Source organism: Cellulomonas biazotea, assembly GCF_004306155.1.
GTDB classification, from domain to species: Bacteria; Actinomycetota; Actinomycetes; order Actinomycetales; family Cellulomonadaceae; genus Cellulomonas; species Cellulomonas biazotea.
In genome coordinates, this window is record NZ_BIMR01000170.1 from 1 (window position 1) to 24,764 (window position 24,764).

The following is a 24,764-nucleotide window of genomic DNA, read 5'->3' on the forward strand; positions in this document are numbered from 1 at the left end:
ACGCCGGTCGCACGGACGGCGCGCCGCACCCCGGCTTCGGGGGCGGCGCGCGGTCCGTGCGTCAGGCGGTCACGCTGGTCAGGCGGTCGTCCCGCGCAGGGCGTCGGTCAGGTGGTCGAGCGCGAGGTCGAGGTCGTCCTGCGTGATCGTCAGCGGCGGTGCGATCCGGATGGTGCTGCCGTGGGTGTCCTTCGCGAGGACGCCGCGGGCCAGCAGGCGCTCGCACAGGTCGCGCCCCGACGTCGGACCGCCGGGAAGGCCGGGCTGTACGTCCAGGCCCGCCCAGAGGCCGATGCGGCGCACGCGCGCGAGCAGCCCGTCGCGGACCAGCGCGTCGAGCCGGCCGCCCATCCACGTGCCGAGCTCGCGTGCGCGCGCCTGCGGCTCGCCGGACTCCAGCAGGTCGACGACCGCGAGGCCGACCGCGCACGCGAGCGGGTTCCCGCCGAACGTCGACCCGTGCGTCCCCGCGGTGAGCACGCCGAGGACGTCGGCCCGGCCGACGACCGCCGACACGGGGACGACGCCCCCGCCGAGCGCCTTGCCGAGCGTCACCAGGTCCGGCCGGACGCCCCAGACCTCGCACGCCAGCGTCGTGCCCGTGCGGCCGAGGCCGCTCTGGATCTCGTCGGCCACGAGCAGGACGTCCGCCGCCGTGCACGCCGCGCGGACCGCCGGCAGGTAGTCGGGCGGCGGGACGACGACGCCCTGCTCGCCCTGCACGGGCTCCAGCAGGACCGCGACGGTCCGCTCGTCGAGCGCCGCCGCCAGGGCCGCGGCGTCACCGTACGGCACCCGGACGAAGCCGGGCGTGTACGGGCCGAAGCCGTCGCGCGCCTCGGGGTCCGACGAGAACGAGACGATCGTCGTCGTCCGGCCGTGGAAGTTGCCGTCGACGACGACGATCCGCGCCTGCCCGTCGGGCACGCCCTTGACGTCGTAGCCCCACTTGCGGGCCGCCTTGATGGCCGTCTCGACCGCCTCGGCGCCCGTGTTCATGGGCAGCACCATCGGCTCGCCCGCGACGAGCGGCCCGACGAGCGCGGCCAGCCGGTCCGCGAACGGGTGCAGCAGGTCGTGGTCGAACGCCCGCGACGTCAGCGTGAGCCGGTCGAGCTGCGCGTGCGCCGCCGCGACCAGCGCCGGGTGCCGGTGCCCGAAGTTCAGCGCCGAGTACGCCGACAGCAGGTCCAGGTAGCGCCGGCCGTCGGTGTCCGTGACCCACGAGCCCTCGCCCGACGCGACCGTGACGGGCAGCGGGTGGTAGTTCGGTGCCAGCGTCGAGCGCGCGTGCGCGCCGTCCACGTGGTGCGCGCCCGCGTGCTGGTCCGCGTCCTGCACCGCGGTCATGGTCAGACCTCCGTCGGAGCCCCGGCCGGACGGATCTCGAGCGTGCAGCACTTCGCGCCGCCGCCGCCCTTGAGCAGCTCCGTCGTCTCCACCGGGATCGGGGTGTACCCGCGCTCGCGCAGCGCGGCCGCGAGGTCGGTCGCGGCGGGCGCGACGACGACGTTCTGGCCGTCGGAGACGGCGTTGAGCCCGAGCGCCACGGCGTCGCGCTCGGTCGCGAGGACCGCGTCCGGGAAGAGCTGGCGCAGGACCGACTGCGAGCCCGCGGAGAACGCCGGCGGGTAGTACGCGACCTGCGGGTCGGACGGGTCGCTCGACAGGACCGCGAGGGCCGTGTCGAGGTGGTAGTAGTGCGGGTCGACGAGCTCGAGCGACACGACGGGGCGCCCGAACAGCTCCTGCGCCTCCGCGTGCGCGGCGCGGTCGGTCCGGAAGCCGGTGCCCGCCAGGACCATGCTGCCGACGACGAGCATGTCGCCCTCGCCCTCGTTGACCTGCGCCGCCGTGTGCGTGACGAAGCCGCGGTCGGCGAACCACTTCTGGTACGCCGGGCCCTCGGCCGCACGCTCCGGGTACCGGAACCGCGCCGAGTACACGACGCCGTCGACGACCGTCGCGCCGTTCGCCGCGTAGACCATGTCGGGCAGGCCCTCGATCGGCTCGATCGTCTCGACCGTGTGCCCCAGGTCGAGGTACGTGTCGCGCAGCGTGCGCCACTGCCGGACCGCCAGGTCGACGTCGGTGAACCGCGTCTTGTCCATCCACGGGTTGATCTCGTACGACACCGTGTAGAAGCGCGGCTCGCACATGAGGTAGTGGCGGCGCGTGGCACCGGGGGCGGTCGTCGTCATCGTGCTCCTCGGGGGACGGCAGGGGACGGTGGGGGACGGACGGCAGGCTCGACCGCCGGGCGCGGCGTGCGGGCACGGCAGTCGGTTCGAGCCTAGGTCCGGGTCGGCGCGGTCCTGAGCAACGGCGATTGCGCGTCTGGACCGGATCCGTTGCGCGGTTCGCGCCTGGTGCGGCGATCTGTTGCGTCACGGCGTCGCGCGTCGGCGATGAGCCGTCCCGGAGGCGGCCCATCGGCGGCGCGGGAGAAGGTGGTGCGGCGCCTCGCGGCGCGGTCAGAGGTGGTGCGGCGCGTCGCGTCGCGCCTCGCGGTCGGCCTGCCACAGGGCCAGCCACATCATCCCGGCGAGGACCGGCGCCGCGAGGGTCGACGTCAGCCGGCGCGGCAGCGGCCCGGCCAGGTGGACGTCCTCGCTCCACGCGACCCTCGCCGACGCCCCGGGCGCCCCGACGCCCTGTCGGGCCGCACGGCCGGCGCGCGTGCGGCCGACACCCTGACCGACGGGCCCGACCTCGATCCGTGCCGTCCCGCGCAGGACCCGGCCGACCTTGACGAACACCGCGACGCCCGTCTCGCCCGGGCGATCGCCCGGCGGGTCGAACCGGTCGATGCGCATGCGGTCGACGAGCCCGCCCCCACCCCGCCGCGCCCGCGGTCCCGTCACCGCGACCACCTCGCCGTCGACGACGTCGACGCGGGTCAACGGGATCCAGCGGGCGTGGTTGCGGGCGTCGGCGACCAGGTCCCACGCGCGCAGCGGGGACAGCGGCAGGGTCCGGGTGACGGTCGGCACGGTGGAGCTCCCTCGTCGTGGGCGTGCGCGGCGGCACCGGTCTCCCACGGTAGCGTCGGCGGCATGGAGACGCGGGTTCTGGGACGCACGGGACGGCCTGTCGGGGTCGTCGGGCTCGGCTGCTGGCAGCTCGGGGGTGACTGGGGCGACGTCGGCGACGACGTGGCTCTCGCGGTCCTCGACGCGGCCGTCGACGCGGGCGTGACGTTCCTCGACACCGCCGACGTGTACGGCGACGGGCGGTCGGAGAAGCTCGTCGGGCGCTTCCTCGCGGCCCGCGGCGGGGCGTCGTCGGGGCTGACCGTCGCGACCAAGATGGGTCGCCGGGCGGACCCGCACGTCGCCGACGCGTACACGCTCGACGCGTTCCGTGCCTGGACCGACCGGTCGCGCACGAACCTCGGCGTCGACACCCTCGACCTCGTCCAGCTGCACTGCCCACCCACCGCGGTGCTCTCCCGCGAGTCGACCTACGACGCGCTCGACACGCTCGTCGACGAGGGCCGGGTCGCCGCCTACGGGGTGTCCGTCGAGACCGTCGACGAGGCGCTCACGGCGATCGCCCGGCCGCACGTCGCGACGATCCAGATCATCCTCAACGTGTTCCGTCGCAAGCCCCTCGAGCAGGTGCTCCCGGCCGCCGCCGACGCCGGCGTCGGGATCATCGCGCGCGTGCCGCTCGCGTCCGGGCTGCTGTCCGGCAAGTACGACGCGCACACCCAGTTCGCGGCGGACGACCACCGGAGCTTCAACCGGCACGGCGAGTCGTTCGACGTCGGCGAGACGTTCTCCGGTGTCCCGTACGACGTCGGCGTCGCCGCCGCGCAGCAGGTCGCCGCGCTGACCCCGCAGGGTGCGACGACCGCGCAGCTCGCCCTGCGCTGGATCGTCGACCAGCCCGGGGTCTCGGTCGTCATCCCGGGCGCCCGCACGCCCGACCAGGCGCGCGCCAACGCGGCGTCGGCCGACCTGCCCCCGACGGACGCCGAGACGTCCGACCGTCTGCGCGCGATCTACGACGACGCGATCCGGGAGCACGTGCACGCGCGCTGGTGACGCGCGCCGCCCCGAAGCCGGGTCAGGACTCCGACGACGGCGGGTTCTGGTCCGGGACCTTCGGGGTGCGACGTGCCGTGAGCGCGCCGCGCAGCCGCCGCGGCGCCGAGCGCTGCTCGGGGACGGCCGTGAGCGTCGGCAGGGTCTGCTCGCCGAGCTCGCGCTCCGCCGTGATGACCTTCGGCCGCTGGTCCGGACCGACCTCGGCCGCGACCTCGATGAGCTGCGGGAACTGCACGGGGGGCGGCCCGAACGCCGCGCGCGCGCCCTGGATGACCGTGCGGCCCAGGGCTCGTGCGCCCGTCCAGCCGACGACCGCGCCGATGCCGTAGGGGATCAGACGGCCGAGCGCGAGGCCGCCCTGCCGGGTGAGCTGCGTGCGGACGAGCTTGCGCGTGAGCGTCGAGTTGACCTTCTTGACGGTCGCCATCGGCATCCGGGTCAGCAGGATGCGCGCGACGTTCGACGTCGAGATCTCCGCGGCGTCGCCGACCGCCTTCGCGCCCGACTCGCCGAGGATCGTTGCCAGCAGCAGCGCGCGGCGACGGTCGACGTCCTCGACGTCGATCCCGTGCACGCTCGCCACGGCCAGCGAGAACGCCGCCGACGCGCCGAAGAACGTCGCGACGTCGCTCGCCGTCAACGTGAGCGCGACGCCCGTGCCCACCGCGGGAGCGGCGGCCGCCGCGCCGACGGCACCGCCCGCGGCGGCCACGACGACCAGGTACTCCTTCTCCAGCAGCCGCACGAGCTCGTGCGGTGTCGCCTCCGGGTTGCGGCGGCGCAGCGCGTCGACGTGCGCGTGGATCGTCGACGACGGGATGGTCACCGCCTTCGCGAGCGCGGCCTCGACCAGGCGCGGCACGGGCTCAGCGCTCCCCGGTCACGGTGAGCGTCACCGTGGCCCCGTGGTCGAGCGTCCGTCCCACGGTGCAGTGCTGGTCGATGGCGCGGTGCACGACCGTCAGCAGGCGCTCGCGCGCCGCCGGGTCGAGACCCGACAGGTCGACCACCATCTCCTCCGCGAGGGCCGGGTAGCGGTCCTCCTGGTCGTGCGCCATGCCGCTCACGTTGATCGTCACGGGGACGTCGTCGCCGAGCCGGTGCACGAGCGCCGCGTCGGCCGACAGGCCGCTGCAGCCCGCGAGCGCGATCTTCAGCAGCTCGCCCGGCGTGAACCGGCCCTCGTCGCCGATGGAGCCGATGAGCACCTCGGCGCCGCGCGACGAGCGGCCCGTGTACTGGCGCTTGCCGGTCCGCTCGACCCACAGGTGGGTGTCGCCGGCGTTCGTCGTCACGTCGGGAGTGGTCGGCACGGCGTGCACGGGCGCGGGGACGTCGGTCGTGGCCGCGTCGTCGGCCGGCGCGTGGGGGGCGGGTGCCCCGGCGGCCGTCGCCTGCGGGGCCGTCTGCACCGTCTGGTCCGTCGTCATGCGGCCGATCCTGCCACGCGGACCTGAGCCGGACCGCTCGGGAGCGTTCGCCCAGCGAGGACGCGCACGTCCGGGCGGTCCGGGCGTCTCAGTGCTCGGGAACCGGGTCCCCGGTCGCGCCCGCGTCGACGTCGTCGAGGTAGTGCTGGTTGTACATGAGGCCGATGACGTTGCCGAACGGGTCGACGACCGCGGCCGTGACGAAGCCCGGCCCGTACTCGGTGAGCGGCTGGAGCGGCGTCGCGCCCGCGGCGAGGAACGTCGCGAGCGCCTTCTCGACGTCGTCGACCGCCCAGTACGCGACGATCCCGCCCGGCTCGCCGGTGCGCAGCCCGGGCAGGGCGTAGCGGCGGTCGATGATGCCGAGCTCGGTCTCGTGGTCGCCGAGACGGAACTCCAGGTAGCCCGGCGGCTCGGGCGGCTCCGGGCGGGCGTAGTACGGCGCGACGCCCAGGAGGTCGGTGTACCAGGCACCGGCGGCGGCGACGTCGTCGGCCCAGAGGGACAGGGTGCAGATGCCACGGAGCGTGAGCTGTGCGGACATGCCCGGTTCCTTCGGTCGTGGGGTGGTTCGTCCACGCTAGCGACGGGGTCCGACACCCCTGTCGCGGGCGGCGCGCCCGGGTTGGGCGGCCCACCGGCGTGTGGCTGGACGGCCGTCGGCGTCCGCGCGAGGGTGGGCCTGGCCGGCGGGTGCCGGGACGACGGGGAGGTGCCGGTGAGCGAGCAGGACCAGGGCGCACCTCCCGTCGCCGGCGCGGCCTCGCGCACGCTCCTCGTCCTCGCGGCGACCGTCGTCGTGCTCGGCGGCGTGTGGGCCGGGCGCGACCTGCTCGGCCCGCTCGCGCTCGGCGCCGTGGTCGTCGTCATCGTGCACCCGCTGCGCCACCCGCTGGTGCGGCGCGGCTGGCCGTCGTGGGCGGCGACGACCGTCGTCGTGGTCGTCGGGTGGCTCGTGCTGCTCACCATCGCCGGGCTCATCGCGTTCGCGGTCGCACGGTTCGCCGTCATGGTCGGCGACTACACCGACGAGCTCGGCGTCGCGCTCGACGAGGTCTCCGCACGGCTCGCCGCGCTCGGCCTGGAGGGCGCGGCCGCCGACGCCGCGTCCGGCGCGCTCGACCCCGCGCGGCTCGTCGACCTCGCCACCAGCCTCGGCTCGTCGGCGGTGTCCGTGCTCGGCGCGCTCTTCCTCGTCTTCGCGTACGTGCTGTTCATGGCCGCCGACGGCGCCCGGTACGCGCACGCGGGCGACGTCTTCGGCGCCGAGCGCAGCGCGACCCTCGCCCGCGTCGCCCGGTTCACGTCGGGCGTGCGCCGCTACTACGTCGTCAACGCCACGTTCGGGGCGGTCGTCGCCGTGATCGACGGCATCGCGCTGTGGATGCTCGGGGTGCCCGCGCCCGTCGTGTGGGCGATCCTCGCGTTCGTCACCAACTTCGTGCCGAACATCGGGTTCGTGCTCGGGCTCGTGCCGCCCGCCGTGCTCGCGCTCGTCGTCGGCGGGTGGCCGCTCATGCTCGCCGTCGTCGCCGTGTACTGCGTCGTCAACGTCGTCCTGCAGGTGCTCGTGCAGCCGAAGTTCGTCAGCGACGCCGTCGACCTGTCGCTCACCCTGAGCTTCGTGTCCGTGACGTTCTGGTCGTTCGTCATCGGGCCCGTCGGGGCCGTCCTGTCGATCCCGCTCACGCTGCTCGTGCGGGCCCTCGTGCTCGAGCCGGACCCGTCGACGCGCTGGCTGCGGTGGCTGTCGGGCGACCGCGGCGTCGCGCCCGCCCCTGGCGCCGCGCCGCCCGCCGCGCCGGACGTCGACCCGCGGCCGTCAGCGGACCCCGCGGCGACGTCGTAGGACCTCCCGCACCGGCGGGACCACGACGCCCTCCTCGCGCATCACGGCCCGCGTGCGGCGCCGGCTCAGCAGCACCCCCGCGACGCCCACCACCCACGGCACGAGCAGCACCGAGAACGCGACGCGGTACGCGTCGAGCGAGTACGTGCCGGCACCGTCGGGCTCCACGACCTGCAGGACCACCCCGACGCCGAGCAGCGCCACGATCGTCGACGTGAACCCGCCCGTGTTGACGAACCCCGTGGCCGTGCCCAGCGCCGACGCCGGCGAGAACGTCCGCGCGAAGTCCATCCCGACCAGCGCGACCGGTCCGCCGACCGCGACCAGCACCACGAACACGAAGAGCTGCCACAGCGGCCGCGGCGTCGACGGCACCAGCAGCCACACCCACGCCAGCAGCGTCACGACACAGCTCGCGAGCACCGACCACGACCGTCGCAGCGGGTGCCGGGCCGTGAACCGCCCGACGACCGGCCCCGTGACCATCGCCGTCACCGTCAGGGCGGTCAGCAGCGCGCTCGCCTCCGCGGGCGTCCGCCCCTGCGCCGTCACGAAGAACGGCACGCCCCACAGCAGTGCCACGACGTTCGCGCTGAACGGCGTCGCGAAGTGGCTCCAGAACCCCAGCCGCGTGCCCGCCGGACGCACCGCCGCCCGCACCGCCGGCGCGAACCTCTCGTGCGCGACCCGCTCGCGCGGCGCCGCGCTGCGGATCCCGACGAACGCGACCACCGTCGCGAGCGCACCCGTCACCGCGAGCACGCCGAACGTCGCGCCCCACCCCTGGTGGTGCAGCACCCACGCCACCGGGATCGCGGAGGCGAGCTGCCCCGACTGACCGATCAGGCCCGTCACCTGCACCATCACCGGCGCACGCCGCGGCGGGAACCACTCCGCGATGAGCCGCACCGCGCTGATGAAGATCCCCGCGTCGCCCGCACCCAGCAGCACCCGCGCGACCAGCGCCGTCGGCGTCGAGTCCGCCACCGCCAGCACGAGCTGCCCGACCGCCATCACCAGCGAGCCGACCGTGATGACCGCACGCGGACCGAACCGGTCCAGCAGCCGCCCCGCCGGGATCTGCATGCCCGCGTACAGGACGAGCTGCACGACCGCGAACATCGACAGCCCCGTCGCCGACAGCCCGAACCTGTCGACCGCCTCGACCCCCGCCACACCCATCGCGGTGCGGTGCACGACCGCCACGAAGTACGCGACGACGGCCGCCGTGAAGACCACCGCGGCACGTCGGGAGACCGCGGCCGGGGGAGCGACGGGTGCGTCGGCACGCGCCGGGTCGGGCGTGGTGACGCGCACAGCGGAACCTCTCACGGGCCCGGCCCGCGGGGGAGCGCGGTGGGACCGGGGGATGCGCCCCAGGGTACGTCGGGCGTCCGGGCGGGCCCGGCGGGTGTCCACGGGCGTCTTCGCGCGAATCGGCGGTGTGCCGTTCGTCACCGCCGTCGCGGCGCATTGTCGGCGTCTTGCGCCCAGTCGCCCATTTTCGCCCGCGAGTTCGCCCGAATTCGCCTCCACTACGACGGCGCCGAGGCTGCCACCTGGGACTACGTCCGGGAATCGTGCCGTCGTCGCGCCGTAGATTTAGCACGGGACGGTTCGCCTCCGATGGGCGGATCGTCCTTTGTTCCGCCGTGCCGAAGATTCATGGAGAAGTCATGCGCAACCGTGTCAAGTACCTGCTTCCCGCTGCCGCCGGAGTCGCCGTCCTCACGGCGTGCGCCGGGTCGGCCGCCGTGGAGTCGTGGGTGCAGGGCACGTGGGAGTGCACCGCCGTGAGCGGCGAGGGCGACTCCACCACCGCGACCGTCGAGGTCGGCGACGGCACCTGGACCGCGACGGTCGACGACGCGGGCTTCACCACCGCCGGCACCTACAAGGGCTCGTGGGACCTCGCCACGGGGACGCTGAGCGTCGACGCCGGCTCCGACCGCCTCGAGGGGACGTTCCTCGGCGTGCCCGAGCGGACCGACGGGCTCGGCGCGCTCACCGGTGCGACGTGGGGCAACAACGACGGGACGATGTCCGTCCACGCCGCGGCCGAGTCGATCAGCATCGCCTACACCGACGAGTCCGCGGTGACCACGACGTCCTGCTCCAAGGAGTAGCCGCCGGCCGTCACCCTCTCAGTGCGGTGACCTCGTCCTGGGACATGTGCGGCGCGAGCGGGACGACGTCGAGGGCCCAGTCGCTCAAGACGACCGAGCCGTCGTCGGGAAAGCCGGAAACACCGGTCACGACCGCGACGATCGCGGCAAGGATGTCCGGGCCCGTCCAGTCGATGCCCAACGACTGGCCCTCGATGTCGACCTCCACGAGCGCGAACGGCGCTGCCCCGTCGTTGACGTCGAACTGCCCGGCGGACAGCGCGGCGAGCCGACCGGTCGCGGCAGTGAACGTGGCACGAGGCCACCTCGCGCTCAACGCGTGGGTGACCGCGTGGGTGTCGAACCGGAAGCCGCCGTCTCGGACCGCGATGAGAGAGTCGGGCATGCGCGCCACCTTCCACGGGACGAGACGGACGTCGACGCGCCCACTCGCCCGGACTTGGCCATCGCGACGGACGGGAGCATCCGAGCCGGGCTTGCTGATGCTCTGGTCCGGCCCAGGAGGCTCGCGTCAAGGATGCCGCGCTCAAGCGCCAGCTCGAGAGCCTGACAGCAGCCGTGCTCGACACCTTGCGCTGACGGCGCTCATCTTCGCCTTGCGACTACAGCTCAATGCGTCAGCGCCCGTGGGACGCTCCACGCTGTGACGCGCCACGATCCGACTCCGGTCGACGCTCGGCTCGCCAGCAAGGTCGTTCGCCGAGTTGGCCGGCGGCTGACCGGGCGCGAGCGCGACGGTGTTCGCGTCGCCATGGTGTTCCACTACGGCGCGGTCACGCTCGATCCGAAGCATCTCGTTGTCTGGCTGCTGCTCGACGGCCGGCCAAGCGACGAACTGCCGGAGTGGTTAGCCGTCACACCAACGCTGCTGCCATCGCTTCGACCGGAGTCCGTCGACTACGAGTGGCTGCTCGCGCTACGGACAGAGATCTGCGACGCGTTCCGTGATGCTGGCTGGCCAGATCCCGACGGGGTGGATGTGCTGGTCGACAGCGCGGAGCGCGTGAAGGCACACGGCGGGTGGAACTACTTCCGCTGAGCGACGAGACGGGTGGGGATGTCTACATCGACCGCGTCGACATGGAAGTAGGCGACGGTCCGGGCGCCCTCGGTCACCACGATCACATCGCCTGGGCCCACTTGGTTCGGCGGAACGTTCTCGACGACCAGCCAGCACCCGTCGGCTCGCGAACGCCACGCCGTTCGATCCCGGACGCGTAGCACGAATGACGCGAGACCGTCGTCGACGGTAGCGGGCGGAACGAATGCGGTGGCCGCGTAGTCCTGGTCGGGCGGAGTCGGAGGAGGCCCCGACTGCCGACCTCCCTGTTCGGAGGTCAACCACACGACGTGACCGTGGAACGGGAGGAAGTCGCCGGCGCGCACGTGGACAACTGTGCATGACGACAGGTCCCAGGAGCGCGTTGGGGTCTGCTGCACGAGTAGGTGATAGCGGTCTCAGGCGGCGAGTGCGACCTGAGGGGTGTTGATGGTCTCGTACTCGATCGGTGTGTCAGGCGACCCGGAACCACGTCGACGCTCAGCCGAACACGAAACGTCCAGCATCAGGCGGAACCACACAGGTCAGGTGGGCCCCGTGGGGATCGAACCCACAACCCGCGGATTAAAAGTCCGCTGCTCTGCCGATTGAGCTAGAGGCCCGGGGGATGCGGGGATCGATCCGTCGAACCTCGGGACTGCTCCCGTGTCGTCCTGTCCGCGCCCTCCGTGCTGGATCCCATCACGAAAACCTGGCCGGTGGCGACGCGGCGACTGGCTGGTGGGCCAGGCGAGCGCACCGTGCTCGGGGTGAAACGTTGCGGCGGCTCTTCAGGAAGACTGCAGGTCGCCCCTAACGTGGACAAACCGGACACCGCGACTCGCGCGGTGCCCGTCGTTCATCGAGGGGGCACTTCATGGCTCGTCTACGCCTGACACTCACCGCAGCCGCGATCGCGGGGGTCGCGCTGCTCGCCTCGGCCGGACCGGCCGCGGCCTGTCCTGCCGACCCGCGAGCCGACCCGACGACATGGGAGTACGGGGGCGTCTACGACTGCTCGAAGGCGACCGTGGGGCACGGCGTGCGTGCGTACACCAAGCCGTCGCCCGTGGCGTTCGTCGTCATCAACACCGGCAAGTCGTACTTCGTGAGCGACCTGGGCGACGCCAACGAGGGTGACCGCACCTACACGTTCGACAAGAACATCCGCTTCGTCATCACGTGCAACTTCACGGACGCGTAGGACCGGCTCCGGCCTGCCGCGCAGCAGCGTCGAGCTGCTCGCGGCGGGCCGCGTCGTCGGCGCGGTCGCCGGTCGCGTGTTCCCGGGTGCGGCGGGCGGCTCGTGTCAGCCACAGCGCGACCATCGCCCGCAGCACGAGGATCGCCATCGCGGCGAACGTCCACCAGTTGCGCGCCCAGACCGCGAGCCCCGCGAGCACGGCGCCGGCGACCAGGGCGTGCCAGCCCGACAGCCACCCGACCTTGCCCTCGCTGACGCCCCAGAACCTGCGGGCCCTGTCTGTCACGTGCTCCGGTCTCCTTCGATCGTGGACGTGGTTCCGGCATGGACGGGCGCCGATGATCGTGCACCGTACCGTTCCCTCGTGCCCGCCCAGCGGCGGGCGGGTGAACCGCGTCGGGACCGGGAGGCGACGACCGTCCGCTCCGCTACCGTGCGCGCGTGAGTGAGCAGAGGGGCCAGGAGTCCGGCGGCACGCCGTTCGCCCCGCCGGGCGGCCCGCGTCGGGTGCCCGACACCGGGCGGGTGGCGGACGAGGCCCGTCCGTCGGTCGAGGTGACGTCGCCGTACGCCCCACCGACCCCGCGGGCGTCGTCGCCCTACGACCCGCCCGCGCCGTCCGGGCAGCCGGGCCCGTCCGCCACGCCGGGCGTGCCTCCGCAGCACGGCGGGTATGGGTACGGGCACGGCGCTCCGTTCGCGCCGCCGGCTCCCGCCGGATCAGCCGCCCCGTTCGGAGCGGCCCCGTACCCCGCGATGCCGCCGGTGTACGGCGTTCCCGCCGCCTACGGCCCGCCGGCGTACGGGGCTTCTGCCGCCTACGGTCCGCCGGCGTACGGGGCTCCCGCTGGCTACAGCCAGCCGTCGTACGGCGCGCCCGCCTACCTCGGGCCCGCGTACGGGTACGGCATGCCCGTCGCGGCGCCGACGGACGGGCTGGCGATCGCCTCGCTCGTGACCAGTGTCGGCGGGCTCGTGGTGCTCGGTGGGATCCCGGGGCCCATCGGGGTCGGACTGGGGATCGGTGCGCTGCGCAGGACCCGCCGGCGTGGCACGAAGGGCCGCGGGATGGCGATCGCGGGTATGGTCGTGGGGGCGGTGAGCACGCTCGTGTGCGTCGGATGGGTGTGGCTCGCGGTGTGGGCGTCGTCGAACCCGGACGTCGCGAGCGGACTGGCGTTCGAGGAGGACCTGCCCGACTACACGCTGCGCTCGGACCTCGTCGTCGGCGACTGCCTCCAGGAGTACCCGGGGTCGTGGGACCTCGGCACGGCCGACCCGGTCGACTGCAGCACGGAGCACGCCCTGGAGATCGTCGCGGTCCTCCCGCTGCCGGGGCCGGTGGACACGTTCGCGGACCCGGCGGACGCGGGGTACGACCGGGCGTTCGCGGAGTGCACGGCGCTGATCGAGCGTGCGGCGCCGGGCCTGCTGGACGAGTGGGTCGTCTGGACGGACGTGAGCTTCCCGCACCCGGACGACTGGGCGGCGGGGGCGACGACGGCGTACTGCGCGGTGGCGACCGACTACCCGGAGCTGCGGGGGTCGGTGCTCGACGGGTCGGTGACGGGGCCCGCGTAGTCGGGTGAGGGGTCGCGGCCTCGGCGGGCCGCGCCCGGGAGCGGGACGTGTCCGGCCACGCGCGCGCACGGTAGCGCCCGGTTCACCCACGGGTCCGACGTTTGTCCGCCGGACCTGCGGTGCGGGGTGCGCGGCCGGTCCGGTGACGTCCGTCGGCGCTGCTCAACGTCGTCGCCCGGCGGTCGATACGCACGGCGAACCCACCTGGCAGGAGCTCGGCCATGCACCCGTCGTCCCCGTCCCGTTCGACCCGTCGAGCCGGCCGCACCCTCGCGGTCGCCGTCCGCCTGCTCTCTGCGGTCGCGGTCACGCTGTCCCTGACGACTCCGCTCCCGGCAGCCGCGCAGGACGTGGCCGACCGGTTGCTCAGCGGGCAGACGCTGGTGGCCGGCGCGACCCTGCGCGCGGTCGGCAGCGACCACACGCTGACCGTCGGGGCGGACGGCGACGTGACCCTGTCCCTGGCGGGGCGCGTCCTGTGGCACACCGGCACCACCGGCAACCCGGGGGCGCTGCTCGTGCAGCAGCCCGGCGGCGCCCTGGAGGTCCGCTCACGGACCGACGCGGTGCTGTGGTCGTCGGCGACGGCGTCGCCGGGTGCGCGGACGGTGCTCAAGCCCGACGGCGTCCTCTACACGATCAGCACCGCGGGGACCGTCGCGTGGAAGAGTGCGAGCGTGCCCGGGCCGACGTCGCGCACGACCGGCACCGACCGGGTGCTCTCGGGGGGGCTGCTGCTGGCGCGCGAGTCCGTGGCGAGCCCCGACGGCACGACCCGGCTGACGATGGGCACCGACGGCGTGCTCACGCTGACCGTCGCCGACCGGACGGTGTGGCAGTCGCCGTCGGCGCGCGCGGGTGCGCACGCCACCGTCACACCCTCGGGCGACCTGCAGGTCGTGGCGCCGGACGGGTCGGTCCTGTGGTCGACCGGCACGACGTCGCCCGGCGCGCGGCTCGTCGTCAAGGACCACGGGCGGGCGTACCTGATCTCGGCCACGCACGCGTGGGTGTGGTCGACCCCCGACACGCCCGCCGAGCGGGTCCCGACGGTCGTCTCGCTGCCCCTGCCGCAGCCGCTGCCCGTCGCGTCGGCGCCGCTGGGCGGCACCCGCCCGGGCACCACTACGAGCAGCGGCTCCGCGACCGACGACCGCGCGTACGCGACGGTCCTGCGGGCAGCGCCCCAGTACGTCGACCCGACGTCCGCCGCCGCCCGCGCCGCGCAGGACGCCCGCGCCCAGGGCCGCGACGCGGACGCGGCCCTCCTGACCAAGGCGGCCTCGCAGGGTTCGGCTCGCTGGCTCGGACCGCAGGACGCCACCGCGACCGTCGCCTCCTCGGTCCGCAACTACGCGGCGACCGCCGCGGCCGCCGGGCAGACGCCTGTCTTCGTGACGTACGCGATCCCGGACCGGGACTGCGGCGGGCTGTCGGCGGGTGGACTGCCCAGCGCGCAGGAGTACCGGGCGTGGGTCGACCAGGTCGCCGCGGGGCTCACCCGCACGCGCGCGGTCGTCGTCGTCGAGCCCGACGCGCTGCTGCACCTCGAGCGGTGCGGCGACCGCGACGAGCGGCTGGCGATGCTGCAGCACGCCGTGCGGGCGCTGGCCTCGGCGGGTGCCGAGGTGTACCTCGACGCGGCGAGCAGCAACAGCTTCGGCTGGGGCACGGCCGCCCTGCAGGACATGGCGCTGCGGCTGCGCGCCGCGGGCGTCGACCGGGGCGCCGGGTTCGCGGTCAACACGTCGAACTTCCAGCGGTCCGAGCACGAGGTCGCCTACGGCCGGTACCTGTCGGCGTTGCTCGGCGGTGCCGCGTTCGTCGTGGACACCTCCCGCAACGGCAACGGTGCCCTGGCCGGGCCCGCGGGGACCGTGTGGTGCAACCCGGCGGGCCGGGCCCTCGGCTCGCCGCCGCGGGCGACCGGCGACGGGCCGCACGTCGCCGACCTGTGGGTCAAGACGGTCGGCCTGAGCGACGGCACGTGCGGCGGGGGCCCCGCGGCCGGCCGGCTCTGGGAGGAGTACTTGCTCGGTCTGGCGTCACGGGCGTCGTGGTGACCCGTCCGGCTCGCCGGTGATGTTCGCGCGCACCCTGATGGCCATTTTGACGGAGTCCGTGCGGGCCCGGATCGTCGCGGGATAACGGACGAAATACAGAACTGTGAATATGGTGTGAAGAAGACCGCGGGGCGCCCGTGAAAATCGCCGCGACGGCGTTCGGTGTTCCGCCGACGGCCGTGACTTCCCTGGTCGTGGACGTCGTCGCGCGGGTGCCGCATTTCGGAAACGGCCGCCACCGTGACCTGAACGGGATGTTCGTGTGACCCTCCCGTGCTGGTCGCGGCCCATCTCCGGCCGCCACGCTTCAGTCCTCGAACAATGGAGGCTCTGATGCGCGGTTGGTCATTGACGACGGCAATGCCCGTGACGAGCCGGCGTGCTCGCGCGCAGGGTCGGACGACGACGCTCACGCGTCTCGCGGCCGGCGTGGTCGCGGTCGCGGTCGTGGGGACGCTCGGTGCGTGCAGCGCCGACGGCACGTCCGACGGCTCGTACGCGCCGGACGTCGCCTACGAGGACGCGCCCGCCCCGGAGGGATGGCGCGACGTCCCGACCGACCCGCAGGAGGAGTACGACGACTCGCCGGAGCAGCCGTTCCAGGACGTGCGCACGAGCCCGCTGTCCACGTTCGCGTCCGACGTCGACACCGCGTCGTACAGCAACCTGCGGCGGCAGCTGCGGCAGGGCGTCGAGCCGGAGGGCGTGCGCATCGAGGAGCTCGTCAACTACTTCGACTACGACTACCCGACGCCCGACCCGAGTGCGGAGGACCCGTTCACGGTCACGACGCAGGTCGCGGACGCGCCGTGGGCACCCGGGCACCAGCTCGCGATGATCGGCGTGCAGGCCACCGCCGCGAAGCCCACGAGCCGCGGCAACAACGTCGTCTTCCTGCTCGACGTGTCCGGCTCGATGGACGAGCCGAACAAGCTTCCGCTGCTCGCCGACTCGTTCGAGCTCCTCGTCGAGCAGCTCGACGAGGACGACACCGTCTCGATCGTCACCTACGCCGGCAGCGAGCAGGTGCTCGCGGACTCGGTGCCGGGCGACCGGCGGGGCGAGCTGGTCGAGATCCTGCGCGACCTGCGGGCCGGCGGGTCCACCGGCGGTGCGCGCGGCCTGGAGACCGCGTACGAGCTCGCGACGAAGAACTTCGTCGAGGGCGGGAACAACCGGGTCGTCCTGGCGACCGACGGCGACTTCAACGTGGGCCCGTCCACCCCGGAGCAGCTCACCGACCTCATCGAGGAGCACGCCCGGTCCGGCGTCTACATCTCGGTGCTCGGCTTCGGGATGGGCAACCTCAAGGACAACACCATGGAGGCCATCGCCGACCACGGGAACGGCAACTACGCGTACATCGACACGCTCGACGAGGCGCGCAAGGTCCTCGTGGACGAGTTCGACTCGACGATGTTCGTCGTCGCCCAGGACCTCAAGGTGCAGGTCGAGCTCAACCCCGCGACCGTCGCGCAGTACCGGCTCCTGGGCTACGACAACCGCCGCCTGGAGGACGAGGAGTTCGACGACGACACCAAGGACGCGGGCGACGTCGGCGCCGGTCACGCGGTCACGGCGTTCTACGAGCTCGTCCCCGCGGGCGGCGAGGCGTCCGCCGACGACCTCGACTACCAGGACGTCGACGCCGGGGACTCGACGGACTTCCTCACCGTGCACGTCCGCTACAAGCACCCCGGCCAGAACGAGAGCACCGAGGTCGTCTTCCCCGCCGACGCCGGCACGTACACGACCCGGCCCTCGTCCGACTTCCGGTTCGCCTCCGCGGTGGTCGAGTTCGCGCTCGCGGTGACGCGCTCCGAGCACGCCGAGGGCGCCGACCCCGCCCGGGCCCGCGAACGGGCCCAGGCCGCGCTCGGCGAGGACCCGTACGGGCTGCGGTCGGAGTTCGTCACCCTGGTCGGGACCTACCAGGAGCTCACCGGCTGAGGCCGCGGCCGTGGTGGCCGGCGCGCGCCCGTGGGCGCACCATCGGACGCGGGACGGGTCGGCCGACGGTGCCAGGTGGAGGAGGTCGCGGTGCGGGAGGAGGACGTCGCCGACGTGCTGGGCAGGCCGCTCAGCCAGGAGCTGCTGCGGCGTGACCTGGCGCGGCTGGCGTTCGTCGCTGCCGACGGCACGCCCCGGGTGATCCCCATCGGGATCTTCTGGAACGGCGCCGAGGTCGTCATGTGCACCAGCACGAACGCCCGCAAGCTCGCCGCGCTGCGACAGCACCCGGCGGTCGCGCTGACCATCGACACCGAGGTCCACCCGCCGCACGTCCTGCTGCTGCGCGGCGTGGCGGTCCTCGACCCGGTCGACGGGATCCCCGACGAGTACCTGCAGATGTCCGGGACCTACGAGATGACCGCGGAGCAGCGCGCCGGGTTCGAGTCGGAGGTCCGCTCGCTGTACGTCGACGGGATGGTGCGGATCGTCGTCCGGCCGACGTGGGCGCGGCTCATCGACTTCGAGACGACGCTCCCGGTGAACGTCCAGGAGCTCATGGACCGCCGGGCGGCCTCGGATCGTCAGGGACCGGCGGCCGCGGAAGGATGAGGACCACCGCCGCGCGGACCGCCGCCGAGGAGGACCGATGTCGCTCAGCAACGCCGTCCAGCTCATCGCCTACGCCGACCGGTTCGGCGGCGACCTGCCGGGGCTGACCCGGCTGCTGCGGTCGCCCGAGCTCGCCGGGGCGTTCGGCGGCGTCCACGTCCTGCCGTTCTTCACGCCGTTCGACGGTGCCGACGCGGGCTTCGACCCCGTCGACCACACCGCGGTCGACCCGCGACTGGGGACGTGGGACGACGTGCGCGACCTCGCGCGCACGCACGACGTCGTCGTCGACCTCATCGTCAACCACGTGTCCGCCGACTCCGCGGCGTTCCAGGACGTCCGGGCCCGCGGGGACGCGTCGCCGTGGGCGCCGATGTTCCTCACGATGGCGTCGGTCTTCCCCGACGGCGCGACGGAGGACGAGCTCACCCGGATCTACCGGCCGCGCCCCGGGCTGCCGTTCACGCCCGTGCGCCTCGGCGACCGGCAGCGGTACGTGTGGACGACGTTCACGCCGCAGCAGGTCGACATCGACGTGCGGTCCGAGGCCGGGCGGGCGTACCTGACGTCGATCCTCGACGCCGTCGCCGCCGCCGACGTCGCGCTGGTGCGGCTCGACGCCGTCGGGTACGCGGTGAAGACGCCGGGCAGCACGAGCTTCATGACGCCCGAGACGTTCGCGTTCATCGAGGAGTTCACCGCGCAGGCGCGAGCCCGCGGGGTCGACGTGCTGGTCGAGGTGCACTCGTACTACCGGCGGCAGGTCGAGATCGGCCGGTCCGTGGACCTGGTGTACGACTTCGCGCTGCCGCCGCTCGTGCTGCACGCCCTGTACACCGGCGACGGGCGGGCGCTGGTCCGCTGGCTCGGCGAGCGCCCGGTGAACGCGGTGACGGTGCTCGACACGCACGACGGGATCGGGGTGATCGACGTCGGCCCGGACCAGACCGTGGAGCCGGGCGACGAGCCCCGACCGGGGCTGCTGACCCCGGCGCAGATCGACGAGCTCGTCGAGGGCATCCACGCCCGGACCGGCGGTGCGTCCGCGCGGGCGACCGGTGCAGCGGCGTCGAACCTCGACCTCTACCAGGTGAACTCGACGTTCTACGACGCGCTCGGCCGCGACGACGCCCGCTACCTCGCGGCACGCGCCGTGCAGCTCTTCACGCCCGGGATCCCGCAGGTCTACTACGTGGGGGCGCTCGCTGGCGGGAACGACGTCGACCTGCTCGCGCGGACCGGCGTGGGGCGCGACATCAACCGGCACCGGTACACGGATGCGGAGATCGCGGCCGACCTGCGGCGTCCCGTCGTCGCCGCGCTGCTCGGGCTGTGCCGGTTCCGCACCGCGCACCCCGCGTTCGACGGGCCCGCCGACGTCGGGCTCGACGGGTCCCGGCTGACGATCGCGCGGCGCGGCGTGGCCGTCCCCGACGCGTGGGCGACGCTCGACGTCGACCTGGCGTCGGGTGCCGCGCGCATCGCGTGGGGGCAGGGTGACGCGTCGGGCGTGTGGGAGGACGTCCTGTCGACGGGCTCGGACGGCTCGCCCGGGGCGAGGGCGGACGGCGGCTGAGGCGGTCGCCGGTCAGGCTGCGCCGGTCAGACGGTCGCCGGTCAGGCCGCGCTCGTCAGGCTGCGCCGGTCGGGTGGCCGGTCCGGACGCCGGTCGACGACTGCCCCCGCGCCACCGCGGAGCGACGACGCACGAGGACCAGCGCGACGCCGCCGAGGGCCAGCAACGCCGCGGCTGTCGCACCCGCAGCCGTGGACGTGCCCGTGATCGCGAGACCGTTCGGGTCGGGAGCGGGGGCGGGCGTGACGACGACCGTCCGCTCCCACCACATGACCTGGAGACCCCCGGCGCCCCACAGGCGGATCGTGTGCGGGCCGGGGGGCGTGCCCGCGGGGACGGTCAGGTCGAACGGTGTGCTCGCGACGTCCTGCAGGACGGGCGTCGCGACGCCGTCGAGGCAGGCGACGAACCACAGCGCGTCGTACTCGTTGAAGTAGATCCGGGGGTCGCTGACGGCGGTGAGGCCGAGCCGGACGACGCCGCCCGCGGCAACCGTGTCCACCGTGACGAGCTGCCCGGACGCCGCCGGTGCGCCAGGGATCGAGCACGCGGCGCCGACCGACGGCACGGCGACCGGCGCGGTCGTGACCGTCAGGGTCGTGCCGAGCCGCACGAGCGTGCCGTCGGCGCCGGACGTCTGCTGCGACCCCTGGTAGTAGACGAGGCTCACGGGGTAGGTCCCGGCCGGGGTGCCCGCGGGCACGTCCACGAGGAACAGGCCTGCGGCGGGGGTCGTCATGACCTCCGCGACGCCGGACGGGGTCCACGGCGTGCAGCTGAGGAACGTCTCGCCCGAGCCGCCGCCGACGAGGCCGGCGGGCCACTGCGCGACGCCCGTCAGGACGCCGAGCGCCGTGCCACCCGCCCGGACGGTCGGGGTGTCGAGCGTGAGGACGCCGTCGGTCGCGGCGGGCAGCGTCTGCTCGCAGATCGGGACCTCGACGGCGGCGGGTGCGGGTGCGGCGGCGAACGCGACGGCGGGCCCGGCGAGCCCCAGGAGGGCCGTCGTGCACAGAGCGAGACGCACGGCCGCGCGCATGTCTTCACCGTACGACGCACGCCGTCCGACCCGGCAGGGACCGACGTCCCGGTCGTGCGGGCGGCTCAGGCGACGCTGCGGATGCGGACCACCAGGACGGACCCGAGCACGCTGACGGCCGCCGCGAGCGTGTAGAGCCCGCGGTAGCCGAGCCCCGCCCACAGGACGCCCGCCGCGACGACGGGCGCGAGCACCTGCGGCAGCGTGTTCGCGATGTTGATGACGCCGAGGTCCTTCGCGCGGTCGTTCGCCTCGGGCAGCACCTCGGTGATGAGCGCGAAGTCGACCGCGGTGTACGCGCCGAACCCGATGCCGAGCACGACCGCCCCGACGTAGGCCGCGGGGAGCGTCGGGACGACGGCGAACAGCTGCAGCGCGACCGCGGTGACGATCCCCGACCAGATGACGAACACCTTGCGGCGCCCGAGCCGGTCCGACCAGAGCCCGCCGACGTAGGCGGTGACGACCGTGCACACCCCGTAGACGGCGGTGAGGACGAACACCGCGTCCTCGGCCTGGTCGTCGGGCAGCCCGACCGCGTCGGTCAGGTAGTAGAGCAGGTAGAGGACCAGCAGGGCGTTGCCGAGGTTCATGAGGAACCGGGTGAGCCACGCCCAGCCGTAGTCGGGGTGCTGCCGCGGCGAGACCCAGAAGCCGCGCAGGAAGGGCCCCCAGCGCAGCGGCGGGCGCAGCTCGCGGGGGAGCGCGATGTCACGCGAGTCCAGGGCGTACGGCAGCGTCGTCACGACGAGGACGGCCGCGAGCGTCAGGTAGCCGGCGGCGATGCTGCCCGTCGCGGCGGCCACGCCCGACCCGGCGATGACGCCCACGGTCTGCGCGATCGCGAGGACGCCGCCGACGACGCCGCGCTCGCGGACGGGCACCTGGTCGGGGACGACGGCCGTGATCGCGGCGAGCATCGCGTTGAGGCCCGCCTGCGCGAGCGCCCAGGCGAGCACCATCGCCGGGACCGTGTCGGCCCGCGCGAGCAGCAGCATCGCGACCGCGCCGCCCGCGGCGCCGCCGACGACCCACGGCAGGCGCCGGCCGACCCGCAGGACGGTCCGGTCGGAGAACGCGCCCCACACCGGGTTGAGCACCATCGACACGGCCGCGCCGACCCCGGTGACCAGGGACAGCACGGCCTCCTTGTGGTCGGGGGAGACGACCTCGGCCTGCTGCGCGAGCAGCACCTGGATCGGCCCGAAGAACCCCGACCACAGCCCGATGCTGGCCAGCACGAGCCACGCGACCCAGACGCGCGACGTCCGGGCGGTCGGCTCCGCGAGCGCCCGCACGTCGGGGCGGGTCGGGACGCTCACGCCGTCGTCCCGCGGTGCGCCCTAATCACGTCGGCGTACCAGTCGAACGAGCGCTTCGGGGTCCGCACGAGCGTGTCGTAGTCGACGTGGACCAGCCCGAACCGCTGCGTGAAGCCGTCGGCCCACTCGAAGTTGTCCAGCAGGGACCAGCAGTAGTAGCCGCGCACGTCGACGCCGCGCGCGACCGCGTCGGCCACGGCGCCCAGGTGGGAGTCGAGGTAGTCGATCCGCGGCTGGTCGTCGACGACCCCGTCCGCGTCTGGTCCCATGCCGTACGAGCAGCCGTTCTCCGTGATCAGGATCGGCGGGATCTGCGGGTACCGCTCCGTCATCTCGACGAGCAGGTCGGTGAGCCCCGACGGCGCGACCGGCCAGCCGAAGTCCGTCGTCGGGTAGCCGGGCACCGCGGCGACGTCGAACGGGACGGGCGACCCCTCGGGTGCCGCGCGGACGCCCTGCGGGTTGTAGTAGTTGAGCCCGTAGAAGTCGAGCGGCTGCGCGATGGTCAGCAGGTCCTCGGCGACCGGGCCGGGCATGGCGTCCGCGATGCCGTCGGGGTAGCGGCCCAGCAGCACCGGGTCGGCGAACAGCCGGTTCCACAGCGCGTCGAACAGCGACGCGGCCGTGACGTCGGCCTCGCTGCCCGACAGCGGCAGGACCGGCGCGTGGTTCGTCGCCGTCCCGACCTGTCGCGCACCCGCGGCCCGCAGCGCCTGGACCGCCAGACCGTGGCCCAGCAGCAGGTGGTGCGCGACCGGCAGGGCGCCGAACTCCAGGGCCTTGCCCGGCGCGAGGGACCCCTCGCCGTAGCCGTTGAGCGTGACGACGTTCGGCTCGTTCACCGGGCACCAGTGCGCGACCCGGTCGCCCAGCAGGTCACCCATGATCGCCGCGTACTCCGCGAACCGGGACGCCGTGCCACGGTCGAGCCAGCCGCCGCCGTCCTCGAGCGCCTGCGGCAGGTCCCAGTGGTACAGCGTCGCCATCGGCGCGATCCCGGCCTCCAGCAGCGCGTCGACGAGCCGGTCGTAGAAGTCGAGACCCGCCTGGTTCGCCGGGCCGCTGCCCGTCGGCTGGATGCGCGGCCACGCGATCGAGAACCGGTACCCGTCCACGCCCAGGCGGCGCAGCAGCGCGACGTCCTCCGGCCAGCGGTGGTAGTGGTCGCACGTCACCGCGCCGCTGCTGCCGTCGACGACCCGGCCGGGCTCCGCGGTGAACGTGTCCCAGATGCTCGGGCCCCTGCCGTCCTCCGTGGTGGCGCCCTCGATCTGGTACGACGCCGTGCTGGCACCGAACAGGAAGCCCGGGGGAAGGCCGTGGCTCGGACCGGTCTGCATGCGGGTGCCTCCGTCTCGGTCGGTCGCCTCTGACCGCTGACTGCACCCAACCACGAGCGACGCCCGGCCCACAGCGACTTCGCGGGCGGACTTCCTGGGGCCCCGGGCAGCGTTGCCCCCGCCCGGGCCGCTCGTGCGCGGCCGGTCTACGCTCGGACCGTCGTGCCGACCGCGCACCCGCCGAGGAGAGCCATGGGCCGCCTGCTCATCGACCTGTTCGTCACCCTCGACGGCGTCGCGCAGGCGCCCGGCGGCCCCGACGAGGACCCGTCCGGCGGCTTCCCGTTCGGCGGCTGGCAGGCGCCGTTCCCCGACGACCTCGTCGGCCGCGAGGTCAGCGCCGGCATCGCCGCCATGGACGCCCTGCTGCTCGGCCGCCGGACCTACGACATCTTCGCCGCGTACTGGCCGCAGCACGCGAACGACATCGGCCGCCGGCTCAACGCCGTGCCCAAGTACGTCGCGAGCCGCGGCACGCCCGACCTGAGCTGGGCCGGGTCCACGCTGCTCGGCCCCGACCTCGTCGCCGAGGTGACGGCGGTCCGCGACCGGCACGAGAGCACGCACGTCATCGGCAGCGTCGACCTCGTCCAGACCCTGCTCGCCGAGCGGCTGTTCGACGTCCTCACGCTGTGGGTCCACCCCGTGCTGCTCGGCCAGGGCAAGAAGGTGTTCCCCGACGGCGTCCGCCCGTCCGGCCTCACGCTGCTCGCCCCGCCCGCCGCGGGCAGCGAGGGTGTCGTCGCGCTGCGCTACGGCCCGACGGGCGCCGACCCGGCCACCGGCGACATGACCCGCGACGAGGTCTGACGCGCTCCCCGGGAGCGGACCGGGAGCGGACCGGGCGCGGACCGGGCGCGGACCTGGCGCGGATCGTGCGCAGGTCGACGGGAACTCCGTTGCCACGACGCACCGCGACGGCCAGAGTCGGAGGCATGCCCGAGGCCGGAGCACTGCCCGCCCTGTTCGACGGCGACGTCCTCGTCCCCGGCTCACCCGGGTACGACGAGGCCCGCGCGGTCTGGAACGGCACCGTCGACCGCCGACCCCGGTACGTCGTGCGCTGCGCCGGGCCGGCCGACGTCCGCACCGCCGTCCGCGTCTCCCGCGACCTCGGCCTGCCGCTCGGCATCCGCTGCGGCGGCCACAGCGCCGTCGGCCACGCCGTCCCCGACGACGGCCTGATGATCGACCTGTCCCGCATGCGCGGCGTCACCGTCGACCCCGGCGCGCGCACCGCGCACGTCCAGGGCGGGGCGCTGCTCGGCTCGCTCGACGCCGCGACGCAGCCGTACGGGCTCGCGACGACCGCCGGCATCGTGTCGCACACCGGCATCGGCGGGCTCGCGCTCGGCGGCGGGGTCGGGTGGCTCGCCCGCGCCGTCGGCCTGACCTGCGACAACGCGCTCGGGTACGAGGTCGTCACCGCCGACGGCGACCTGGTCCGGGCGACCGCGCAGGAGAACCCCGACCTGTTCTGGGCGCTGCGCGGAGGCGGCGGCAACTTCGGCGTCGTCACCCGCTTCGACCTCGCACTGCACGACGTCGGCACGCGGGCGCTGTCCGCCGAGGTCGACCTCG

At 74.1% G+C, this 24,764-nt stretch carries 25 protein-coding genes and 1 tRNA gene; 13 read left to right on the top strand and 13 right to left on the bottom strand.

Annotated features, from left to right (window positions below; all coding sequences use genetic code 11):
* Positions 1-78 precede the first annotated feature (78 nt).
* The 3 genes from rocD to CBZ_RS11540 form a co-directional block, all read right to left on the bottom strand.
* On the bottom strand, positions 79-1,350 hold the full coding sequence (gene rocD, locus CBZ_RS11530) for an ornithine--oxo-acid transaminase (RefSeq protein ID WP_246013296.1): 1,272 nt from the start codon (positions 1,348-1,350) through the stop codon (positions 79-81).
* Between the two features lie 2 nt (positions 1,351-1,352).
* The gene (gene ddaH / locus CBZ_RS11535; RefSeq protein WP_130781689.1) at positions 1,353-2,201 is read right to left on the bottom strand and encodes a dimethylargininase; all 849 of its coding nucleotides are present in this window, start codon (positions 2,199-2,201) and stop codon (positions 1,353-1,355) included.
* Positions 2,202-2,474: 273 nt separating this feature from the next.
* Positions 2,475-2,993, bottom strand: coding sequence for a hypothetical protein (locus CBZ_RS11540; RefSeq protein WP_130781690.1), 519 nt, complete (start codon positions 2,991-2,993; stop codon positions 2,475-2,477).
* 63 nt (positions 2,994-3,056) lie between these two features.
* On the opposite strand from CBZ_RS11540, the gene CBZ_RS11545 reads away from it, so the two are divergent.
* Positions 3,057-4,049, top strand: coding sequence for an aldo/keto reductase (locus CBZ_RS11545; RefSeq protein WP_130781691.1), 993 nt, complete (start codon positions 3,057-3,059; stop codon positions 4,047-4,049).
* A gap of 22 nt (positions 4,050-4,071) precedes the next feature.
* Here the strand turns inward: CBZ_RS11545 and CBZ_RS11550 are convergent, their stop codons facing one another.
* From CBZ_RS11550 to CBZ_RS11560, 3 genes are all read right to left on the bottom strand, one after another.
* Positions 4,072-4,914, bottom strand: a complete 843-nt coding sequence (locus CBZ_RS11550; protein WP_130781692.1) for a hypothetical protein — start codon at positions 4,912-4,914, stop codon at positions 4,072-4,074.
* 4 nt (positions 4,915-4,918) lie between these two features.
* On the bottom strand, positions 4,919-5,482 hold the full coding sequence (locus CBZ_RS11555) for an OsmC family protein (protein ID WP_246013298.1): 564 nt from the start codon (positions 5,480-5,482) through the stop codon (positions 4,919-4,921).
* Between the two features lie 88 nt (positions 5,483-5,570).
* Entirely contained in the window at positions 5,571-6,026 is a 456-nt protein-coding gene (locus tag CBZ_RS11560; RefSeq protein WP_130781693.1) for a VOC family protein, read from the bottom strand.
* A gap of 174 nt (positions 6,027-6,200) precedes the next feature.
* Here CBZ_RS11560 and CBZ_RS11565 point away from each other — a divergent pair, with 174 nt between their 5' ends.
* Positions 6,201-7,331 (top strand): AI-2E family transporter, encoded by a 1,131-nt coding sequence (locus CBZ_RS11565; RefSeq protein ID WP_130781694.1) that lies wholly within the window; start codon positions 6,201-6,203, stop codon positions 7,329-7,331.
* On the opposite strand, the gene CBZ_RS11570 is transcribed toward CBZ_RS11565, so the two are convergent.
* A complete protein-coding gene (locus CBZ_RS11570; RefSeq protein ID WP_130781695.1) occupies positions 7,305-8,648 on the bottom strand; it encodes an MFS transporter in 1,344 nt (447 codons plus the stop codon). The genes CBZ_RS11565 and CBZ_RS11570 overlap by 27 nt on opposite strands.
* Positions 8,649-9,007: 359 nt before the next feature.
* Between CBZ_RS11570 and CBZ_RS11575 the strand changes: the two genes are divergently transcribed.
* On the top strand, positions 9,008-9,457 hold the full coding sequence (locus tag CBZ_RS11575) for a hypothetical protein (RefSeq protein ID WP_130781696.1): 450 nt from the start codon (positions 9,008-9,010) through the stop codon (positions 9,455-9,457).
* A gap of 10 nt (positions 9,458-9,467) precedes the next feature.
* On the opposite strand, the gene CBZ_RS11580 is transcribed toward CBZ_RS11575, so the two are convergent.
* Positions 9,468-9,842 carry a hypothetical protein gene (locus CBZ_RS11580; RefSeq protein WP_130781697.1) on the bottom strand — a complete coding sequence of 125 codons (375 nt, stop codon included), beginning with the start codon at positions 9,840-9,842 and terminating at the stop codon, positions 9,468-9,470.
* Between the two features lie 258 nt (positions 9,843-10,100).
* Between CBZ_RS11580 and CBZ_RS11585 the strand changes: the two genes are divergently transcribed.
* Positions 10,101-10,496, top strand: coding sequence for a hypothetical protein (locus tag CBZ_RS11585; RefSeq protein ID WP_130781698.1), 396 nt, complete (start codon positions 10,101-10,103; stop codon positions 10,494-10,496).
* Positions 10,497-11,046: 550 nt separating this feature from the next.
* Here CBZ_RS11585 and CBZ_RS11590 read toward each other — a convergent pair.
* Positions 11,047-11,119, bottom strand: a tRNA-Lys gene (locus CBZ_RS11590).
* Positions 11,120-11,373: 254 nt separating this feature from the next.
* Between CBZ_RS11590 and CBZ_RS11595 the strand changes: the two genes are divergently transcribed.
* On the top strand, positions 11,374-11,700 hold the full coding sequence (locus tag CBZ_RS11595; protein WP_130781699.1) for a hypothetical protein: 327 nt from the start codon (positions 11,374-11,376) through the stop codon (positions 11,698-11,700).
* Here CBZ_RS11595 and CBZ_RS11600 read toward each other — a convergent pair.
* Positions 11,687-11,986: a hypothetical protein gene (locus tag CBZ_RS11600; RefSeq protein ID WP_130781700.1), complete on the bottom strand. Its 300-nt coding sequence runs from the start codon at positions 11,984-11,986 to the stop codon at positions 11,687-11,689. The two genes, CBZ_RS11595 and CBZ_RS11600, sit on opposite strands and share 14 nt — an antisense overlap.
* Before the next feature lie 155 nt (positions 11,987-12,141).
* On the opposite strand from CBZ_RS11600, the gene CBZ_RS22000 reads away from it, so the two are divergent.
* From CBZ_RS22000 to gtfA, 6 genes are all read left to right on the top strand, one after another.
* Positions 12,142-13,281 carry a DUF4190 domain-containing protein gene (locus CBZ_RS22000; RefSeq protein ID WP_130781701.1) on the top strand — a complete coding sequence of 380 codons (1,140 nt, stop codon included), beginning with the start codon at positions 12,142-12,144 and terminating at the stop codon, positions 13,279-13,281.
* Between the two features lie 221 nt (positions 13,282-13,502).
* Positions 13,503-15,344, top strand: a complete 1,842-nt coding sequence (locus CBZ_RS11610; RefSeq protein WP_130781702.1) for a glycoside hydrolase family 6 protein — start codon at positions 13,503-13,505, stop codon at positions 15,342-15,344.
* Positions 15,345-15,481: 137 nt separating this feature from the next.
* Positions 15,482-15,610, top strand: a complete 129-nt coding sequence (locus CBZ_RS22005) for a hypothetical protein (protein ID WP_281274877.1) — start codon at positions 15,482-15,484, stop codon at positions 15,608-15,610.
* 67 nt (positions 15,611-15,677) lie between these two features.
* Positions 15,678-17,294, top strand: coding sequence for a vWA domain-containing protein (locus tag CBZ_RS11615; RefSeq protein ID WP_130781703.1), 1,617 nt, complete (start codon positions 15,678-15,680; stop codon positions 17,292-17,294).
* 90 nt (positions 17,295-17,384) lie between these two features.
* Positions 17,385-17,906: a pyridoxamine 5'-phosphate oxidase family protein gene (locus CBZ_RS11620; protein ID WP_130781712.1), complete on the top strand. Its 522-nt coding sequence runs from the start codon at positions 17,385-17,387 to the stop codon at positions 17,904-17,906.
* 37 nt (positions 17,907-17,943) lie between these two features.
* A complete protein-coding gene (gene gtfA, locus CBZ_RS11625) occupies positions 17,944-19,482 on the top strand; it encodes a sucrose phosphorylase (RefSeq protein WP_130781704.1) in 1,539 nt (512 codons plus the stop codon).
* Positions 19,483-19,537: 55 nt separating this feature from the next.
* Here gtfA and CBZ_RS11630 read toward each other — a convergent pair whose 3' ends face one another.
* The 3 genes from CBZ_RS11630 to CBZ_RS11640 all read right to left on the bottom strand — a co-directional run bounded on the left by CBZ_RS11630 (position 19,538) and on the right by CBZ_RS11640 (position 23,183).
* Positions 19,538-20,521 carry a hypothetical protein gene (locus tag CBZ_RS11630; protein WP_130781705.1) on the bottom strand — a complete coding sequence of 328 codons (984 nt, stop codon included), beginning with the start codon at positions 20,519-20,521 and terminating at the stop codon, positions 19,538-19,540.
* Between the two features lie 65 nt (positions 20,522-20,586).
* Entirely contained in the window at positions 20,587-21,843 is a 1,257-nt protein-coding gene (locus CBZ_RS11635; protein ID WP_130781706.1) for an MFS transporter, read from the bottom strand.
* Positions 21,840-23,183 (bottom strand): GH1 family beta-glucosidase, encoded by a 1,344-nt coding sequence (locus CBZ_RS11640; RefSeq protein ID WP_130781707.1) that lies wholly within the window; start codon positions 23,181-23,183, stop codon positions 21,840-21,842. The genes CBZ_RS11635 and CBZ_RS11640 overlap by 4 nt, the downstream gene beginning before the upstream one ends.
* A 192-nt stretch (positions 23,184-23,375) precedes the next feature.
* Between CBZ_RS11640 and CBZ_RS11645 the strand changes: the two genes are divergently transcribed.
* Together CBZ_RS11645 and CBZ_RS11650 are read left to right on the top strand one after the other, a co-directional pair.
* The gene (locus CBZ_RS11645) at positions 23,376-23,993 is read left to right on the top strand and encodes a dihydrofolate reductase family protein (protein WP_130781708.1); all 618 of its coding nucleotides are present in this window, start codon (positions 23,376-23,378) and stop codon (positions 23,991-23,993) included.
* A 125-nt stretch (positions 23,994-24,118) separates the two neighbouring features.
* A partial coding sequence (locus CBZ_RS11650; protein ID WP_130781709.1) for an FAD-binding oxidoreductase occupies positions 24,119-24,764 on the top strand: 646 nt, incomplete at its 3' end.